This is a genomic window from Leifsonia psychrotolerans, assembly GCF_013410665.1.
Classification (GTDB): Bacteria; Actinomycetota; Actinomycetes; order Actinomycetales; family Microbacteriaceae; genus Cryobacterium; species Cryobacterium psychrotolerans_A.
Genome location: NZ_JACCFM010000001.1, coordinates 1,286,063 through 1,302,893 on the forward strand (window position 1 = coordinate 1,286,063; position 16,831 = coordinate 1,302,893).

Sequence of the window (16,831 nt, forward strand, 5' to 3'; positions counted from 1 at the left end):
CCTTGTGCGAGTCGGCATGATTGGATCTCCGGTCAGGCTAAAATTGCAAGGCTCGTTGAGTTCGGGCACCGTTATGAGGAGAAAAACGTGGCGACCGACGAAGGTGACTTCACTCAGGCCTTTCGCGGCTATGACAAGGACGAGGTTGACAAGGCCCTGCAGGGCCTGCGCCGCGATCTGATTCAGGCCAACGCACAAAGCACCGAGGCCGGCAAAGAGATCAAGCGTCTTTCCGCCCGAATCGACGAGCTCAACGCCGAGATCGAAGAAGTCGGAAGCCCCACATTTTCGGGTCTCGGCACAAAACTTGAAAACACACTGCGGGTCGCTGAAGAGCAGTCAACCCGCGTGATCGCCCAGGCCGACATCGACGCAGACAAGCTGCGCGCCTCCGTCGAGGGCGAGGTGCAGGCTCTCCGTCGCGATGCCACCGAGCACGCCGAGCGCACACTGTCTGACGCAACCATCAAGGCCCGACGGATCCTGGAAGACGCCCGAGCTGAGGCTGATGATCTGGTCGCACGCGCTCAGGAAGAGCGTGAACTGATCACGCAGGATGCCGCGCATGAGGCAGCCTTCACCCGCGGTGCCGTTGCGACGGAAGCCGCCGAATTGCGCGCAACAGTAAAGCGTGAAGTTGCTGCCATCCGTTCCGACGCCGAACGGGAAGCCGCCGAAGTCCGAGTCGTTGCCCAGCGTGAAGCCACCGAGGCTCGCGAAATTGCGGCAGGACTTACGAGTGAAACAGAGCTCACCCGTGCCGAGGTCGCCCATGAACTTGATCAGAAGCGTGCAGATCTGACTCGCGAAACCGAGCAGACTCGCATCGACCTCGCCGCCGAAACCGAACAGGCCCGCGTGGATCTTGAGCGCGAGACGGCATCCAGTCGAATCGCCCTGGCCCAGGAGATCGAAGATGCACGCGCCGATCTCGCCGCAGAGCTCGAGCAGGCGCGCACTGAGCTTGCACGCGAGATCGAACAGGCTCGCATCGACCTCGACGTGCGGAGCGACCAGGCTCACACCGATCTGGCCCGTGAACTCGACCGCAAACGTGCCGCGGTGACCCACGAGCTCGGTCTCGCTCGGGCAGATCTCGCCGCCGAGGTGCAGCAGTCCAGAGCCGACCTTGCCCGGGGCACGGAGCAGGCCCGGGCCGACTTCGAGGCCGAGAGCGAACAGGCTCGAATCGATCTTGAGAATCACCTCACCGCAGCTCGCAAGAAGGGCGAGCACGAGGCTGCCCGGCAGAAGCGTGAAATCGAACAGGCCCGTGCCGACTTCGAGGTCGAGTTGAAGGCGCGCCGTGACGAGGCAGAGAAGGACTTGCTTGCCCGTCACCAGGAAGCCGTTTCACAGACGCAGAAGTTCCAAGCGGATGCCACGAACCAGCTGACTGAGACGTCGAATCGAACCGTTGAACTGCGTGCGCTCAATGAGCAACTCGACACGGTTGCCCGCGACGAAGCCAAGGCCCAGAAGCAGGCCGCAGAAGACCAGGCCGAGCGGATCGTGCAGGACGCTCAAGACAAGGCGAGCGCGCTCGTTGCGGATGCGGAGGACCGCACTCACGCGATCGTGGCCGACGCAGATGCCCGACTCGCCCAGATTCGTATTGAACGCGATGCCGTCGCCGGCTACTTCGAGAGCCTGCGTGGAGTTCTGACGCAAGCCGAGAAGGTCGCCTCCGATACCGAATAGTTCCACGTGACCGGTTGACCGAAAGATGGGGATGAACCAGTGAAGATCCACAACGCGTTTCGCTTGGGGCTGATCGGCACGCTCGGCGTCGGCGTCGGCCTGCTCATCATCAGCTCGGTGATCACCCTGCAAACGATCATCACGTACATCGGCGCAGCGCTGTTCCTCTCCTTAGGACTCGACCCGGCAGTATCGTGGCTCGAGAAGAAGAAGTTCCCGCGCTGGGCCGCCATCTTGACCGTGTTGGTGGGAGTACTGGGGGTACTCACCGGCGTCGTCTTCGCGATCATTCCGATCGTCGTCGACCAGGTCGCCAAGCTCTCAAAAATCATTCCTCAGCTGATCGACGGCATCAATACGTCGACACTGATCGATGATCTGCAACAGCAGTTCCCGGCCCTCAAGATCGACAAGATTGCTTCCTCGATCACCGACTACCTCGGAGGCAATCTCACCAGCATCACCTCCACCATCGTGCAATCGGGCCTCGCCGTCGTCAGCGGACTTTTCGGTGGCCTGATCATCCTCATTCTCACGCTCTACTTCACGGCATCCCTCGGAAGCCTCAAACGCGCGACGTACCAGCTTGTACCCGCATCAAAGCGTGAGCGTTTCGCGGACCTGAGCGAGCAAATCACGACGGCCGTCGGCCGTTATGTGGTCGGCCAGGCGGCACTCGCCGCCTGCAACGGCGTGCTCAGCTTCATCTTTCTCTCGATCATCGGGGCTCCATTCCCGGCCCTGCTCGCGTTCATCGCGTTCCTGCTGTCGCTCATTCCGCTGGTGGGTACCATCACGGGTTCGGTGATCATCGTGCTGACCTGTTTAATTCCGGGCATCGGAAGTTCACCGCTCACCGCGCTCGTCGCCGCAATCTACTATCTCGTGTACATGCAGGTCGAAGCATACGTTCTCAGCCCGAACATCATGAACCGGGCGGTTGCGGTGCCGGGCGCACTCGTCGTGATCGCAGCGTTGGCCGGAGGGAGCCTGCTGGGCCTTCTCGGAGCGCTCATCGCGATTCCGGTCGCCGCATCGGTGCTCATGATCATCAAGCAGGTTGTGGTCCCCCGCCAGAACGAACTCTAAACACGCGCCCTGCGGCTACGGCGCCGTCCACACCGTGGGCAACGGCGCCGCCGCGGGGTTGACAACCGCGACGATTTCGTTGAGCACGCGGCGAGTCTGGTTCTCGCCCACCCAGAGGTGTTTGCCACCATCGACGGCGATCAACGTGGCGTCGGGAACGCTCCTGAAACGCTCGCGCGCCTCGGCCGGCTGCAGATAGTCGTCATGTTCTGGGATCAGCGCGACGAGACGGCGAGAGTCACCGGCCCACGCCGCCAACTCGGCATCCGTGGCCCGGTGCAGCGGAGGGGAGAGCAGGATGGCGCCCCTGATCGGATGCTCGAGCCCGTATTTGATGGCCAATTCCGTGCCGAACGACCAACCGACGAGCCACGGATTCGGCAATGACCGTGCCCTGACGAAGTCCATTGCCGCGGCAACATCGGCACGTTCGGTGACACCCGCACCGAACGTGCCGCCACTCGTGCCGCGCGGCGAACTGGTTCCACGCGTATTGAACCGCAGCACGGCGATGTCGGCGAGAGCGGGAAGCCGTCCCGATGCCTTGCGCAGAATGTGCGAGTCCATGAAACCGCCCGCGGTGGGCAGAGGATGCAGGGTCACGAGGGTTGCGACCGGCACACGATCACGGGGCGTCGCCAGTTCGCCCACGAGAGTCACTCCGTCACTCGTGTGCAGTTCAATGTGCTCGCGCAGGGCCGGCAGTTCGACGCCTCCGCGGACCTCGACGGTGTCGTGCTCCATTTGAGCTCCTTCAGGAATAGTGCGAGTGGGTGACTATTTGATCCGCCAGCAGTGCGAATGCCAATGTCGGCGCCCGGCAACGTCGGCAGCGTCACCGGTCACACCGTCGGCACGCCAGGCGACGAGGTGTGAACGCCCCGGGGCGATTTCGAGGTTGCAGCCGGGGCAGAGATAGCTCTTCACCGCCTGGGCAGCCGAGATGGGCTGCACGTTCCACTCGCCGTCACGTTTGGTTTCGCTGCGACGCCACCCCGCACGAAGCTGGGAAAGGTCGTTCGCCTCAGGCTCGCCCGGGCCATTTCGGTGTCCTTTGGGGCGGTTACTGCGAGGCATGAAACAAGTCTATGGGAGAGAATTGCCCGCACCGATCGCGAAGTGGCTAGTACCAGCCCGCATCCTCAGAGTGCGCCCAGGCGCCGCAGGGACTCCCGTAGCGACCGCCGATGTAGCCGAGGCCCCACTCAATCTGGGTTGCCGCGTTCGTCTCCCAGTCGCTGCCCGCTGAGGCCATCTTCGAGCCGGGCAAGGCCTGCGGAATGCCGTAAGCCCCGCTCGAGCCGTTCATTGCGTTCACTCGCCAGCCCGATTCGCGGCTCCAGAGCGAGACCAGGCAATCGAACTGCTCGGTTCCCCAGCCGCGAGCGGACACGGCGCCGGCAGCGTACGCCTGTGCTGAGCCTGGATCCGGAATCGCCGCTGCGGGCGCGCTGAAGCGGGCGGTTTCGGCGACGGGAGGAGGCGGGGGCGGGGGTGCGGCCTCCGAGCGGAAGGTGTCCCGGGTGATTGTGTGGTTGAACGTCGACGCAACGACAATGCTTTGTTCGTTCAACCCGCCAAAGCGATCCGAGGGCGCTTGGTAATACGGGGAAGCGGTTGCGCCAGAATACGGATCGACGACGTTCACGAGGATGAAGCTTGACGCGGCAGTGAACGCGAACACGAACAGAGCGGCGCGGCTACGCGAAGGGGGTCGGTACATTCGAGCTTTCACCGGCCTCACGACCGCGACTCGCTCGATTGTCTTCGAATATCTACCCATCGGTATTCGACCCTAGCCGAAATCCCGTGCCTGAGCCAGATCGCCACGCACGATCAGCGCACGGCCAACATGACGTCCACGACGCTGTCGAGCACGGCGTCGACCTGGTTTTCGCGGTACCCGCCGCGTTGTGGGCGAAAGACTGCGCCCCGAACATCGTCGGCGGTGAGCGGAAAATCACTGTCGAAGTATTTCACCAGCCGGGAGGAAAAGCGATCGACATCGGTGCGGTTGTAGCCAATACTCAAAAAACTGGTCCGGGCAAAGCGCTTTCCGCCTGGTCGGCGAAGGCGGGCCACGAGAACCTGGGCCTCACGCTGCGCGTCGGCAAGCCAGGCCTCCTCCCCCACCGCCTGGGTCGCTCCGGCACGTTCGCGGGCCGCAAACGCGTCTTCGAGGCGCTCAAGAGCGGCATCCACATGCTCGGCGGAGTAACCGTTCTTTGCCATCGAGAATGCCGTGGCGCGGATCTGCTGCGCCGTGAGCGTGTCGGACGGGCCTGCAGCGTCGTACGCCTGCCGGGCGGAGGCGAGGAAGTCGTCCACCTGGGAAATGGCATAGCCGAGGGTCTTCTTGCCGGTTCGAGGAAACGTAGTGCTCACCGGCTCATTCTCCCCCACGAACGCACGCATTGTCGAAAGGCGACACGGCTAGGCGAAGATCAGGTAGAGCGCGTAGGCAGCGGCGGCAGACGGAAGAATCGAATCGAGTCGATCGAGGAACCCCCCGTGGCCCGGGAGCCATGAGCTCATGTCTTTGATCCCGAGATCACGTTTGATCAGGGATTCTGCAAGATCACCGAATGTCGCGGTCAGCACCATCACGGCACCGAAAATCAGCCCGAACCACCACGGCTCGCCCAGCATGAACAGTGCCAGCAGAACTCCCACGATCAGGCACGCGAGCACCGCGCCCAGAAAGCCTTCCCAGGTCTTTTTCGGGCTAATGGTCGGCGCCATCTTGTGTTTGCCGAAATTCAGTCCGCTCACGTAGGCGCCGGTGTCCGCCGAAACAACCAGGAGAATAAACGCCAGGGTCCACCATTCCCCGCCCGGCTGAGTCGTCAGCAGCACGGAGAAACTTGCCAGAAAAACGACGTACACCTGAACGAGAAATCCGCCGCCGATGTCTTTCAACATGTCGGCAGGCGGCACCCGCCGACTGGGCCAGGCCATTTCAACGACGCGCCAGAGCGCGATGAAGGCGATCCCCCCGAGCAAGGTCAGCCACTGTCCCGGTGCGTCCCAGTAGAACGCGGCCGGGACCACGGAGATCGCCGCGATAACCACAGGAATAGGCGGCACGTTCCGGCCGGCATGGCGCAGCGCCTGAACGAATTCAAACGCCGTAAACCCAACGATCACGACCGCAAAGGCCATGAACAGTTCCTTGATGAAAATGAGGCTGCCCACCAGGGCGAGACCCAGCACCAGGCCGATCAGAATCGCCAGAATGAGGTTACGGCCGGTGCGCGCTTCAATACGGGCGTTCGTCGCGTCGATCTGCGCGCGTGTCGCGTGCACCTGACGCTCCACGTCGGCACGCTTCTGGCGCACCTGCGCACGAAATTCGGCACGGGTGACGCCATGCCCCCGCCGGTGCGGTCGGCCCCCCTGCGGATCATCCACCATGTCGATGATCTCCCCTAGAGCTCGAGGAGTTCGGATTCCTTGCGCTTCAACGCGTCGTCGATGCTGTCAACGTGGCTCTTCGTGATCTGCTCCAGCTCTTTCTCAGCGCGCGCCACCTCGTCGTCACCGACTTCACTTTTCAACGCGTCAAGCTCATCTTTCGCCTTGCGACGGATGTTGCGCACGGACACCTTGGCGTCTTCACCCTTGGTGCGCACGATCTTCACGAACTCTTTGCGGCGATCAGCGGTCAGCTCGGGAAGGCTGGCCCGAATGATGGCGCCGTCGTTGCCGACGTTGGCTCCCAGGTTGGGCGTGTCGCGGATGGCCTGCTCGATATCGCGCAGTGCACCCTTGTCGTAGGGGGTAATGAGAAGCGTGCGTGCTTCTTGGTTCTGCAGTGCCGCCAGCTGGTTCAGCGGGGTCGGCGTACCGTAGTAGCTCACCATGATCTTGGCGAAGAGTTGGGGGTTGGCGCGTCCGGTGCGCACAGTGCCAAAATCATCTTTGGCGGCTTCGAGCGTCTTAGTCATACGCTCGGCGGCGTCGGACAGAACATCCGTAATCACGGGGACTCCTTCTGTGTGGGCTTCACTAATCTTAGTTGGACACGAGGGTGCCGAGGTCGGCACCGAGAATAGCCGCCGTGACGTTGCCGTCCGGTGCCATGCCAAAGACCTGCATCGGCATGCCGTTATCCATGCACAGGCTGAAAGCGGTCGAGTCAACGACCTTCAGCCCGCGTTGGAGGGCATCCTGGTAGGTGATTGCATCGATCTTGTGTGCGTCAGGGTTGGTCCGCGGGTCGTCGGAGTACACGCCGTCAACGCCGTTCTTGGCGACAAGCACCACGTCGGCCGAGATTTCGAGCGCGCGCTGTGCGGCAACGGTGTCGGTCGAGAAGTACGGCAGCCCGGCGCCGGCACCGAAAATAACAACGCGACCCTTCTCCAGGTGGCGCTCTGCGCGGCGCGGAATATACGGCTCAGCCACCTGGGTCATCGCGATGGCCGACTGCACACGAGTTTCGGCGCCGGCCTGCTCCAGGAAGTCCTGCAGCGCGAGGGCGTTCATCACGGTACCCAGCATTCCCATGTAATCGGCACGACCGCGATCCATGCCGCGCTGGGAAAGTTCGGCGCCGCGGAAGAAATTGCCGCCGCCGACGACGATGGCAATCTCTACTGTTTTGGCAGCCTCGGCGATTTCACGGGCGAGCGCGCCCACCACGTCGGGATTCACGCCGAGGGCGCCGCCTCCGAATGCCTCGCCGGAAAGCTTGAGGAGAACTCTGCGCTTCGTGGTTGTCTGATTCTGGATCGTTTCTGACATGCGTACGAGCCCTTCCGTTGTGTCCTGGTGATAAAGCTACTGGCGCGTGGGCGCACAGAAAAGGGAGACCGGATGGCTTACGCTATCCGGTCTCCCTCATAGTTTCAGTTACGCGCCGACCTTGAATCGGGCGAAGCCTGAGACCGTAACGCCTGCATCGGAGAGAACCTTCGACACCGACTGCTTGTTGTCCTTGGCGTAATCCTGCTCGAGCAGTGCGACCTGCTTGAAGAAGGCGTTCACACGACCCTCGACGATCTTGGGCAGTGCCGCTTCGGGCTTGCCTTCGTTCTTCGAGATTTCGGTGACGATCTTGCGCTCGGACTCGACGGCCTCGGCAGGAACGTCGTCCTTCGACAGGAACTCGGGGTCGGCGAAAGAGATGTGCTGCGCGATGCTGCGAGCCGTTTCTGCGTCGTCACCCGTGTAGCCGACCACAACGCCGACCTGCGGGGGCAGGTCCTTGCTGGTCTTGTGCAGGTAGATTGCGAAGTTCTCACCCGAAACGGCTGCGATGCGACGCAGCTCGATCTTCTCGCCGAGGATTGCGGCCTCGTCGTTGATGAGCGTTGCGACGTCACCGGCACCCGCGGGAGCTGCAAGAGCTTCCTCAAGTGTGGTCGCAGCGGCGGCGGCAACCGCATCCAGAACCTTGTCGGCCAGGGCGACGAACTTGTCGCCCTTCGCAACAAAGTCGGTCTCGCACGCGAGTTCGATCAGTGTGGCCGTGTTGCCGATTTCCTTGGCGGCGACGAGTCCCTCAGAGGTGGAACGGTCAGCGCGCTTGGCGTTGCCCTTTGCACCCTTAAGACGCAGGATCTCGACGGCCTTTTCCATGTCGCCATCGGCTTCGACGAGAGCGTTCTTGGTGTCGACCATGCCGGTGCCGAGGCGTTCGCGCAGGGCCTTGACGTCAGCGAGGCTAATGCTTGCCATAACTGGGTTCCTTACTTGGTCTCGTCAGCGGCGGACTCTGCAACAACCGCGGCAACTTCGCCTTCGACGAAGTCGGCTTCGACGGCTGCCACAGCCGCGTCGGCGACCTTGGCGGTCTCGGCGGAGGACTGGGCCGGGGTGGACTCAGCTTCGGTGGTCTCTGAGGCCTGGAGAAGCTCTGCTTCCCAGGCAGCCAGCGGCTCAACCTCGACGCCCTCTTCAGGCTTCTGGTGACGCTGGATGAGGCCCTCTGCCGCTGCGTCCGCAATGATGCGGGTCAGCAGGCCGACCGAACGGATGGCGTCGTCGTTGCCCGGGATCGGGTACTGGACGTCGTCCGGGTCGCAGTTCGTGTCGAGGATCGCGATGACGGGGATACCAAGCTTCTTGGCTTCGTCGATAGCGAGGTGCTCCTTGTTGGTGTCGACAACCCACAGCGCCGACGGCGTCTTCGTGAGGTTGCGGATACCACCGAGGCTCTTGTGCAGCTTGACGAGCTCGCGCTTCTTGATGAGCAGTTCCTTCTTCGTGAAACCGCTCTTCGCGGTGTCATCGAAGTCCAGTTCTTCCAGTTCCTTCATGCGAGCGAGACGCTTCGACACGGTCTGGAAGTTGGTGAGGAGGCCACCGAGCCAGCGCTGGTTGACGTAGGGCTGGCCGACGCGAGTCGCCTGCTCCGAGATCGATTCCTGTGCCTGCTTCTTGGTGCCGACAAAGAGGATGGTTCCGCCGTGTGCGACGGTCTCCTTGACGAAGTCATAAGCCTTGTCGACGAATGCGAGCGACTGCTGCAGGTCGATGATGTAGATGCCCGAACGCTCGGTGAAGATGAAGCGCTTCATCTTCGGGTTCCAGCGACGGGTCTGGTGCCCGAAGTGAACGCCGCTGTCGAGCAGCTGGCGGATTGTTACGACGGCCATGAGCCGTTCTCCTTATCCGACGTTGTGCGCCTGGGCAGCACAACGACAATCGGTTTGCGCAATGATCGGTTGATCATTACTCCTGGTGCCCGGCGCACAACCGCCTGCGCTTCATGAGGAAGTCAGGACCGAGTGGGTGTGGGAGCCATGTGGGCACGCGTAGTCATCCCGAATGACCGGGATGCTTCAAAAACTCTACCACTTCCACAGTGCTCCCCCGTGCGGCAAGGCCCCTGCACACTCCGGCACCCGTGGAGTTCTCCACTGTTTGGCGTTCACCCGGCCTCGGAGGGTCATCCCTTCGGCACGCTGGTCCGCATGAGTACATCGCGAATCATTCGATCGTTGGTCGTGGCCGCGACCATTGTCGGCCTCGCCGGCGCGTCAGCCCCACCCGCCGCGCCGAGTTCGTCCACACCGCGCTGGTCCTGGCCGGTGCAGGGGTATTCACCGGTCATCCGGCCGTTCCTGGTGCCCGAAACGCCCTATTCCGCCGGGCACCGCGGTATCGATCTCGACGCCCGCTCCGGGGCCGTCGTGATTGCCCCGTTCGTCGGCACCGTGAGCTTTGCCGGGCACGTTGTCGACCGCGACATCGTCTCGCTCAGTCATGACGGCGATCTGGTCTCCAGCTTCGAGCCCGTCACGGCGGTGGTTTCGGTGGGCGATCAGGTGACGACCGGCCAGCCGATCGGCACTGTCGCGGCGGGCGCCCATTGCGACTCCCTCTGCCTGCACGTCGGGGTGCGGCTCCACGGGGAGTACATTTCGCCCCTCGCCCTGATCCAGGGCATCCCGCGCGCCGTCCTCCTGCCGCTGCAGCCACTACAGCCACTCAGGCGCGAGGGTGGGCCGTGAGATAGCTCTGCTTGAGCCGCTCGGCCGAGACATGCGTATAAATCTGAGTCGTACCCAGACTGGCGTGACCCAGCAGTTCTTGAACCGCACGCAGGTCCGCTCCTCCGTCCAGGAGATGAGTGGCTGCCGTGTGCCGCAGCGCGTGCGGGCCGGCCGGGCCGTTGCCGGGCAGGTCAGACACCAGCCCCGCGACGAGTCGATACACCGACCGCACGCCGAGTCGGGTCCGCCGGGCCCCGATGAACAGTGCCGCGGTGGGCAGAGTCGGATCGGTCAGCGCCGGGCGGGCTTGACGCAGGTAGTCGACGAGTGCGGTCTGGGCGGGAACACCGAAGGGCACCACGCGTTCTTTGGCCCCCTTGCCGGTGACCCGAACGGTGAGGCGATCGAAGTCGACATCGCTCAGGTCGAGGCCAACGAGCTCGGAGACGCGCAGCGCCGAGGCGTAGAGCAACTCGATGATGGCCAGGTCGCGCAGTGCCGCCGGGTCTGCACTCGTGGCACGAAGCGTGAGCGATGCGAAGAGATCGTGCATCTGCGAGCGATTGATGACTCGGGGCAGCGGTCGACCCGGTTTCGGTGACCGCAATCGAACGCCCGGATCCGTCGCCAGGGTTTCTGTCGTCACAAGCCACGCCGTGAAGCTCCGCGCCGCCGCGGAACGGCGTGACAGGGTGGCCCGGGACAACCCCGATTGGCTGCCCAGCCACACCCAGTCGCGCAGCAGATCGAGGGTGAGCTCCTGCACAGCAGTCGCGTTCCGGGCCGACGCGAATTCACGAAGATGGGTCAGATCAGAGCGATACGCACGCACGGTATGCAGGGAGTACGCGCGCTCGGCCTGCAGGTAGGCCAGAAAATTGTCGATGGCAACCGACATTTCATTCCACTCGGAGCTCATCAGCGCTCCTGTTTCGAGAAGGCGTTCAGGCGATCGTCGGCGTTCAACAGTTCCAAGCGGGCCAGAAAGGTCGCGTCGAAGTGGGTTGCGACATCAAACTCCCCCACCGGCACCACTGAATGCACGATCTGGTCGTCGTACACGTGCACGAGATTGAATGATTGGCCACCGACCACCCCGGTCAGTTCGCGCACCGGCGCACTGACATCCATGGTGTAGCACGTGGCGGCTGCGACCGACACGGGGATTCCCGCGAAGAGTCCGGTCGTGGCGTAGTGCAGATGCCCACCCAGGATCGCTCGAATATCGCTCCCTCGGACGACCTCGGCGAGCCTCTCCTGCTTCTGCAACTCGAGAATGCTCATCAGCGACAATGGCGTGGGTATCGGCGGGTGGTGCAGGGCGAGCAGAGTGCCGTGTGGAGCAGGGACGCGCAGTACACCGGCCAGCCAGTCAAGCTGCGTCTCGCCCAGTTCGCCGTGGTGGTAGCCGGGCACGCTTGTGTCGAGTGAGACGATGCGCAGACCTCGAATATCAACGACGCGGTCGACAGGCTCTGCTGAGGCGGGCTCCCGCAGAAGCTCGGTGCGGAAGGCCCCGCGTGCGTCATGGTTTCCCATCACCCAGATCAGCTGTGAGCCAAGCTGCTTCGCCGTCGCTTCGACGAGGTCACGGATGCGCCGGTAGGCATCGGCCTCACCGCGATCTGCGATATCACCGGTGACAACGATCGCGTCGGGCCGCAAGCCTGACCGTTCCACTTGTTCCAGCACGCGACTCACCAGCCGGTCGGTGTCGATTGTTCCGTAAAGAGGGCGATGGCGGCTGAGTAGGTGGGTGTCGCTCAGATGAACAATCACGCGTTCCGCCAACGGATACTGACCTAGCTGGTGCTGTGTAACTGCCATGCGGCCCTCTCGCTCACGACGGTATTCGACGCGACACATCGAGCTCCCGCAGTACAGCCAGAATACAACGCCTCGAACACGGAATCACTAGTATTGGCGAACGTGCCGAACCCGAACTGCGCGATCAGATCAGGCCACTCCACCACTGTGCGCGCACAGAGATTGCAGGATTTTCCACAATGCCCGAATTGGATACGAGAAGTGCGCACACGATTGACGCCAGAAGGTTTGCTCGACGACTCAGCCTGCTGGGCGGTGCAATTCTCGTCGCTGCCGGCTCCCTCACACTCGCAGCTCCGGCTCACGCAGCACCGCTCACTCATGACATCGACGGCCTAACCTACTCGGTCGATTCGGCGAATCCCGCCGCCGGCGCGACGGTGCTCTCCTTCACTGATTCAAACGGTCAAACCGCCCTGGCAATTCCTGCCCTCATTGAGGCCGGCGGCCAGGCGTATCCCGTGACCACGATTGCCGAGGAGGCGTTCCTAGGGTCTGGCGACGGCGCCGGATTGGCCGACGTGACCTTGCCGGACTCCATCACCACAATCGGCGCTCTTGCGTTCGCAGGTAACGACCTGACCACGATCACTCTCCCGAGCCAGTTGACATCGATTGGCAACGACGCGTTTGCCAACAATTATTTGCAGTCCGTCGTCATTCCAGACAGAGTCATCTCGATCGACAACTACGCCTTCTATCAGAACGGTATGGCGTCGCTCGATCTTGGGCGTTCGGTGACCACAATCGGCGGTCTTGCTTTTGCCGGCAACCAGCTCACTTCGCTCGACGTTCCTGACTCAGTCGTCAGTATCGATATGGCTGCATTCGCGTTCAACGAGCTGCAGGACGTGACAATCGGCACCGCTATCCAGTCAATCGCCGGGAGTGCGTTCACGCAGAACTTCGCCTGGGATTGGGAGCCTTTCACCGACCCGTGGCTCATCGACTTCACGGCCCAAAACTCGACTCTGACGAACGTCACGTTCACCGGCGCGGCCCCCGCCGACATGGTGTTTGCCGGCACCGGCGTCAACGGCGACTTCGACGGCTCGTTCGGGCCCGCATTCAACGTGACTGTTTCCTATCCGCTGGCATTCGGCGACGCGCAGGCAGCGGGCGGATACACCAGCCCCACCTGGTTCGGTTATCCCACGCAGGCACTCGCCACCATGACATTCGAGTTGAACGGCCACGGCGACCCGATCGCGGCGCAGAGTGTGATTGTTGGAGGTGCGGCGTCCGCGCCGGCGGCTCCCAGTGCACTCGGTTGGACCTTCACGGGTTGGTTCGCTGATGAGGCCCTGACGACACCGTTCGAGTTCACCGGGGCAATCGACTCGGACACGATTGTCTACGCCGGCTGGACCAAGAACGCCGATGTTCCGCCAGCTACGGACGATGAGACGACGCCGGGCCAATCAGGCCCCTCGGCGCACGACGTCCCGCCCACCCAACTCGCCCGTACCGGCGTTCTGGACCAGACCGGGTTGATTGGGGCCAGTCTGACCATGCTGCTCATCGGGGCCGGACTGATCGTGGTACGACGGCACACGGGGAAGCCCCGGCAGTCAGTGCCGTCCGCGTAGCCAGCCGGCCTCTCGCCGGCTGACACCTCCCTCGAGGTCGAGCGCTCCCAAAGCGCTGATCACCGCCGCAGTGGTCAGTCCGGCCCGCCGGGCGACGTCGGAGACCGTGCGGGGAGAGCGCATGCTCAACGCATCGAGCACCCGAATCTGTTCGCTCGTGCGTGCGTCGGACGATGCACCCGTGGCCTCGACTGGGGCGGCGTCGAGGTTGAACGAGGCTTGCTCCCGAGCGCCGGCCAGCTCTGCCATTTCTGCAGCGTTCGTCACGCAGACCGCATCGTACTCACGGATGAGACGATGGCAACCGGTCGAGGTGGGGCTCGTCACCGGGCCGGGCACCGCACCCAGTGGGCGCCCGAGAGCCGCTGCGTGCCCGGCCGTGTTGAGAGAGCCCGAACGCCAACCGGCCTCCAGAACGACGGTGGCATTGCTCGACGCCGCGATGAGTCTATTGCGTTGCAAAAACCGCCATTTGGTCGGTGCGGCGCCGCATGGCAGTTCGGACAGCACCGCCCCGACCTCGGCGATTCGGCCCAGCAGAGCGTCATGACCGCTCGGATAGAACCGATCGACTCCCCCCGCAAGAAAGGCCACAGTTCGACCTCCGCTCGCAAGCGCTGACCGATGCACCGCACCGTCGATTCCGTACGCGGCTCCCGACACAATTGCAAAGCCTCGGTCGACGAGCCCTGCTGCGCAGTCCATCGCAACGTGTTCGCCGTAGCCGGTGGAGGCACGGGCACCCACGAGCGCAATCGATCGTTCCAGCGCCGCCAAAGCTGGCGGCGCTCCCCGCCACCACAAGGCCAAAGGCGCGTGAACACCGAGGTCGTCGATGGCGCTGGGCCACAGTTCATCACCCGGCAGCAGCAGTTGGATTCCGGTGCGGGACGCCTGTTCGAGCGAATGGATGACGTCGGTCGAGGAAAGCCGCGGCGTCCAGCGTTGCAGTGCCTCACCCAGCGCCTCGAGAAGGTCCTCGTCGGGTGCCACTCCCGCTTCTCGAACTGCCGTACCGAGCCTTTGTGGCGAGGGCATCTCGAGAATCAGCTTCAATGCGCCCGCCGCTCCCAGACTGCCGACGAGCATCCCGGCCAGCCCGTCACCCGGTTCGGTCAGAGTCGTCCACGCGGCACGTGCGAATCCTTCTGCGGCGGCAACCGCATCGGGAAACTCCTCGCGGCGCACTCCCGAGGCCAGCGCCACCACACGGGACTCGTCCAGTTCAAAGCGCATCATGATGACATTCCCTTTCTGAGATAGAGCGCCTGACCGATGTGTTCGGCACCCGGGCCACTCACACCCTCAAGATCAGCGATGCTCCAGGCGACCTTCAGCACCCGGTCATATCCACGCATGGTGAGGCCGCCTCGTTCCAGCGCTCGGTCAAGGAGCGCAGTCGTAGCCCGCGCGAGACGCATCCGCTGGCCACGCAGCCAGGTGCCCGGTACGTGTGAGTTCAGTGACCAGGGGGTGCCCGCCCACCGCGCCTCGGCTGCGGCACGCGCGTTGATCACCCGTTCCCGTGCCTCCGCGGTCGACAACCGGGGTTCGTCTGTCGCCACGCGCAGCTGCGCGGCAGTGATTCGACGCATCGTCAACTGAATATCGATGCGGTCGAGCAACGGTCCGGAGATGCGGGCGAGATAGCGTCGCCTCGAGTTGGGCGGGCAGGTGCATTCCCGGTCTGCCGCGCCGAACTGACCACACGGACACGGGTTGGCAGCCATGATCAGCTGAAATCGGGCGGGAAAGTGGGCGACCCCATTGGCCCGGTGAATGCTGATGACACCCGATTCCAACGGCTGACGCAACGCGTCAAGAACGGAGGCGGCAAATTCGGGCGCCTCATCCAGAAAGAGCACACCGTGTGACGCCCGCACCGCCGCACCCGGTCGGATCAGGCCACTCCCGCCACCCACCATTGCCGCTGCCGTCGCGGTGTGATGAGGGGCCTCAAGAGGAGGGCGCACGATCAGCGACGTTCCGATGCCTCTGCCACTCAGGGAACGTAGCGAACTCACCTCGAGCGACGCGGGGCCATCAAGATCGGGCAGCAGGCCCGGCAGGCGGGCGGCCAGCATCGACTTGCCTGCCCCCGGAGGACCCACCATCAGCACGTGATGGCCCCCGGCAGCCGCAATCTGCAGGGCGAGAATCACGTCATCGTTTCCGACGACGTCTGAAAGATCAAGGTCGTCGGCCCGGATGTCTGGTTCGATCGGAAGGCGCAGAGGCTCCACCAGAACCGGCTCGAGCACCGCGCCGTGCCAGATCGCTGCGTCACGCAAGGAACTCACTCCGATGACGCGAACTCCCGGCACCAACCGCGCTTCGTCGGCGTTTCCTTCCGGAACCATGACCGTGCACGGTCCGTGGAGTGCTGCCGCGACCACCGACGGCAGCATTCCGAGTATGGGCCGCAGCCGCCCGTCGAGCGCGAGCTCACCAATGTGCACGACAGACTTCACCGACGACGCGTCGACCACGTCGTCGGCAGCCAGACAGGCGAGGGCGATGGCCAAATCGAAGCCAGAGCCGTGTTTCGGCAATGACGCCGGCGAGAGATTGATCGTGAGCTTCTTATGCGTGAGCGGGCAACCCGAGTTCTTCGCCGCCGAACGCACGCGTGAGGTCGCCTCCGACAGCGCCGCGTCAGGCAACCCGATCAGCACCATGGCCGGCAACTGGTCGGACATGTCGGCCTCGACTTCGACGAGCGCCCCAGCGAGCCCAATCAGGGCGACCGCGTGCGTCAACGCGTGCCCCATCAGAACACACCCTCGAGATGCTCGATCACCGGTTCCGCACCGGGCGACGCGATGACGGCGATCGCATCGATACGGATGCGCCGGGGGCGCTGCTCAGCCTGTGCACACCAGGCCGCGGCGAGCCGGCGCAGTCGCGCCAGTTTCACGACGGTGATCGCCTCGAACGGGTGCCCAAACCCCAGCCCTGATCGAGTCTTGACCTCGACGAAGACTACCGCGCCGCGCTTTTCGGCGATCACGTCGATTTCGCCCTGCACACACCGCCAATTGCGTTCGACCACCCGATAGCCGTGCGCCACGAGGTAGTCACAGGCCACGTCTTCGCCGTGCTTGCCCACCACATCCTTCTTCGCCATGACGACCTCCGCTTGAAGTGTCGCCGACGCTGAAGCCGGCGGCAGCGAAAAGTGCG

The 16,831-nt window shown here is 63.5% G+C and carries 18 protein-coding genes; 4 read left to right on the top strand and 14 right to left on the bottom strand.

The features are described from left to right. Positions 1 to 87: 87 nt before the first annotated feature. Together HNR05_RS06000 and HNR05_RS06005 are read left to right on the top strand one after the other, a co-directional pair. Entirely contained in the window at positions 88 to 1,701 is a 1,614-nt protein-coding gene (locus HNR05_RS06000; RefSeq protein WP_179578196.1) for a DivIVA domain-containing protein, read from the top strand. A gap of 39 nt (positions 1,702 to 1,740) precedes the next feature. Further along, on the top strand, positions 1,741 to 2,790 hold the full coding sequence (locus tag HNR05_RS06005) for an AI-2E family transporter (protein WP_179578197.1): 1,050 nt from the start codon (positions 1,741 to 1,743) through the stop codon (positions 2,788 to 2,790). A gap of 15 nt (positions 2,791 to 2,805) precedes the next feature. On the opposite strand, the gene HNR05_RS06010 is transcribed toward HNR05_RS06005, so the two are convergent. The 9 genes from HNR05_RS06010 to rpsB all read right to left on the bottom strand — a co-directional run bounded on the left by HNR05_RS06010 (position 2,806) and on the right by rpsB (position 9,392). After that, the gene (locus HNR05_RS06010) at positions 2,806 to 3,534 is read right to left on the bottom strand and encodes an alpha/beta hydrolase (RefSeq protein ID WP_179578198.1); all 729 of its coding nucleotides are present in this window, start codon (positions 3,532 to 3,534) and stop codon (positions 2,806 to 2,808) included. Between the two features lie 33 nt (positions 3,535 to 3,567). Beyond that, positions 3,568 to 3,867, bottom strand: coding sequence for an Rv1322 family protein (locus HNR05_RS06015; protein ID WP_179578199.1), 300 nt, complete (start codon positions 3,865 to 3,867; stop codon positions 3,568 to 3,570). 46 nt (positions 3,868 to 3,913) lie between these two features. Beyond that, on the bottom strand, positions 3,914 to 4,513 hold the full coding sequence (locus HNR05_RS06020) for an aggregation-promoting factor C-terminal-like domain-containing protein (protein ID WP_179578200.1): 600 nt from the start codon (positions 4,511 to 4,513) through the stop codon (positions 3,914 to 3,916). Positions 4,514 to 4,626: 113 nt separating this feature from the next. Then, positions 4,627 to 5,175 carry a DivIVA domain-containing protein gene (locus HNR05_RS06025; protein WP_179578201.1) on the bottom strand — a complete coding sequence of 183 codons (549 nt, stop codon included), beginning with the start codon at positions 5,173 to 5,175 and terminating at the stop codon, positions 4,627 to 4,629. A 48-nt stretch (positions 5,176 to 5,223) separates the two neighbouring features. After that, positions 5,224 to 6,204 carry a phosphatidate cytidylyltransferase gene (locus HNR05_RS06030; protein ID WP_179578202.1) on the bottom strand — a complete coding sequence of 327 codons (981 nt, stop codon included), beginning with the start codon at positions 6,202 to 6,204 and terminating at the stop codon, positions 5,224 to 5,226. Between the two features lie 14 nt (positions 6,205 to 6,218). Continuing rightward, the gene (gene frr / locus HNR05_RS06035; protein WP_179578203.1) at positions 6,219 to 6,773 is read right to left on the bottom strand and encodes a ribosome recycling factor; all 555 of its coding nucleotides are present in this window, start codon (positions 6,771 to 6,773) and stop codon (positions 6,219 to 6,221) included. Positions 6,774 to 6,804: 31 nt separating this feature from the next. Further along, positions 6,805 to 7,536: a UMP kinase gene (pyrH, locus tag HNR05_RS06040; protein ID WP_179578204.1), complete on the bottom strand. Its 732-nt coding sequence runs from the start codon at positions 7,534 to 7,536 to the stop codon at positions 6,805 to 6,807. Between the two features lie 108 nt (positions 7,537 to 7,644). Beyond that, positions 7,645 to 8,472 carry a translation elongation factor Ts gene (gene tsf, locus HNR05_RS06045; protein ID WP_179578205.1) on the bottom strand — a complete coding sequence of 276 codons (828 nt, stop codon included), beginning with the start codon at positions 8,470 to 8,472 and terminating at the stop codon, positions 7,645 to 7,647. An 11-nt stretch (positions 8,473 to 8,483) separates the two neighbouring features. Next, complete coding sequence (rpsB, locus tag HNR05_RS06050; protein ID WP_179578206.1) at positions 8,484 to 9,392, bottom strand: 30S ribosomal protein S2; 909 nt, start codon at positions 9,390 to 9,392, stop codon at positions 8,484 to 8,486. Between the two features lie 318 nt (positions 9,393 to 9,710). Here rpsB and HNR05_RS06055 point away from each other — a divergent pair, with 318 nt between their 5' ends. Then, the gene (locus HNR05_RS06055; protein ID WP_179578207.1) at positions 9,711 to 10,250 is read left to right on the top strand and encodes a murein hydrolase activator EnvC family protein; all 540 of its coding nucleotides are present in this window, start codon (positions 9,711 to 9,713) and stop codon (positions 10,248 to 10,250) included. On the opposite strand, the gene HNR05_RS06060 is transcribed toward HNR05_RS06055, so the two are convergent. Next, positions 10,228 to 11,151, bottom strand: a complete 924-nt coding sequence (locus HNR05_RS06060; protein ID WP_179578208.1) for a tyrosine recombinase XerC — start codon at positions 11,149 to 11,151, stop codon at positions 10,228 to 10,230. The genes HNR05_RS06055 and HNR05_RS06060 overlap by 23 nt on opposite strands. Further along, on the bottom strand, positions 11,151 to 12,059 hold the full coding sequence (locus tag HNR05_RS06065) for a phosphodiesterase (protein ID WP_179578209.1): 909 nt from the start codon (positions 12,057 to 12,059) through the stop codon (positions 11,151 to 11,153). The genes HNR05_RS06060 and HNR05_RS06065 overlap by 1 nt, the downstream gene beginning before the upstream one ends. 188 nt (positions 12,060 to 12,247) lie before the next feature. Between HNR05_RS06065 and HNR05_RS06070 the strand changes: the two genes are divergently transcribed. Then, a complete protein-coding gene (locus HNR05_RS06070) occupies positions 12,248 to 13,648 on the top strand; it encodes a leucine-rich repeat protein (protein WP_218868822.1) in 1,401 nt (466 codons plus the stop codon). Here HNR05_RS06070 and dprA read toward each other — a convergent pair. Genes dprA through HNR05_RS06085 form a run of 3 tightly spaced genes read right to left on the bottom strand, consistent with a single transcriptional unit; the run spans position 13,631 to position 16,775 of the window. Beyond that, entirely contained in the window at positions 13,631 to 14,887 is a 1,257-nt protein-coding gene (gene dprA, locus HNR05_RS06075) for a DNA-processing protein DprA (protein WP_179578211.1), read from the bottom strand. The genes HNR05_RS06070 and dprA overlap by 18 nt on opposite strands. Next, complete coding sequence (locus HNR05_RS06080; protein ID WP_179578212.1) at positions 14,884 to 16,419, bottom strand: YifB family Mg chelatase-like AAA ATPase; 1,536 nt, start codon at positions 16,417 to 16,419, stop codon at positions 14,884 to 14,886. The genes dprA and HNR05_RS06080 overlap by 4 nt, the downstream gene beginning before the upstream one ends. Next, positions 16,419 to 16,775 (bottom strand): YraN family protein, encoded by a 357-nt coding sequence (locus HNR05_RS06085; RefSeq protein ID WP_179578213.1) that lies wholly within the window; start codon positions 16,773 to 16,775, stop codon positions 16,419 to 16,421. The genes HNR05_RS06080 and HNR05_RS06085 overlap by 1 nt, the downstream gene beginning before the upstream one ends. Positions 16,776 to 16,831: the final 56 nt, after the last annotated feature.

Bases quoted from the DNA above. Each gene is read 5' to 3' on its own strand.
- tsf (WP_179578205.1), bottom strand. From the start codon at position 8,472: ATGGCAAGCATTAGCCTCGCTGACGTCAAGGCCCTGCGCGAACGCCTC.
- HNR05_RS06085 (WP_179578213.1), bottom strand. From the start codon at position 16,775: ATGGCGAAGAAGGATGTGGTGGGCAAGCACGGCGAAGACGTGGCCTGT.
- pyrH (WP_179578204.1), bottom strand. From the start codon at position 7,536: ATGTCAGAAACGATCCAGAATCAGACAACCACGAAGCGCAGAGTTCTC.
- dprA (WP_179578211.1), bottom strand. From the start codon at position 14,887: ATGATGCGCTTTGAACTGGACGAGTCCCGTGTGGTGGCGCTGGCCTCG.
- HNR05_RS06015 (WP_179578199.1), bottom strand. From the start codon at position 3,867: ATGCCTCGCAGTAACCGCCCCAAAGGACACCGAAATGGCCCGGGCGAG.
- HNR05_RS06010 (WP_179578198.1), bottom strand. From the start codon at position 3,534: ATGGAGCACGACACCGTCGAGGTCCGCGGAGGCGTCGAACTGCCGGCC.
- HNR05_RS06055 (WP_179578207.1), top strand. From the start codon at position 9,711: ATGAGTACATCGCGAATCATTCGATCGTTGGTCGTGGCCGCGACCATT.
- HNR05_RS06065 (WP_179578209.1), bottom strand. From the start codon at position 12,059: ATGGCAGTTACACAGCACCAGCTAGGTCAGTATCCGTTGGCGGAACGC.
- HNR05_RS06080 (WP_179578212.1), bottom strand. From the start codon at position 16,419: ATGGGGCACGCGTTGACGCACGCGGTCGCCCTGATTGGGCTCGCTGGG.
- HNR05_RS06020 (WP_179578200.1), bottom strand. From the start codon at position 4,513: ATGTACCGACCCCCTTCGCGTAGCCGCGCCGCTCTGTTCGTGTTCGCG.
- HNR05_RS06030 (WP_179578202.1), bottom strand. From the start codon at position 6,204: ATGGTGGATGATCCGCAGGGGGGCCGACCGCACCGGCGGGGGCATGGC.
- HNR05_RS06060 (WP_179578208.1), bottom strand. From the start codon at position 11,151: ATGAGCTCCGAGTGGAATGAAATGTCGGTTGCCATCGACAATTTTCTG.
- rpsB (WP_179578206.1), bottom strand. From the start codon at position 9,392: ATGGCCGTCGTAACAATCCGCCAGCTGCTCGACAGCGGCGTTCACTTC.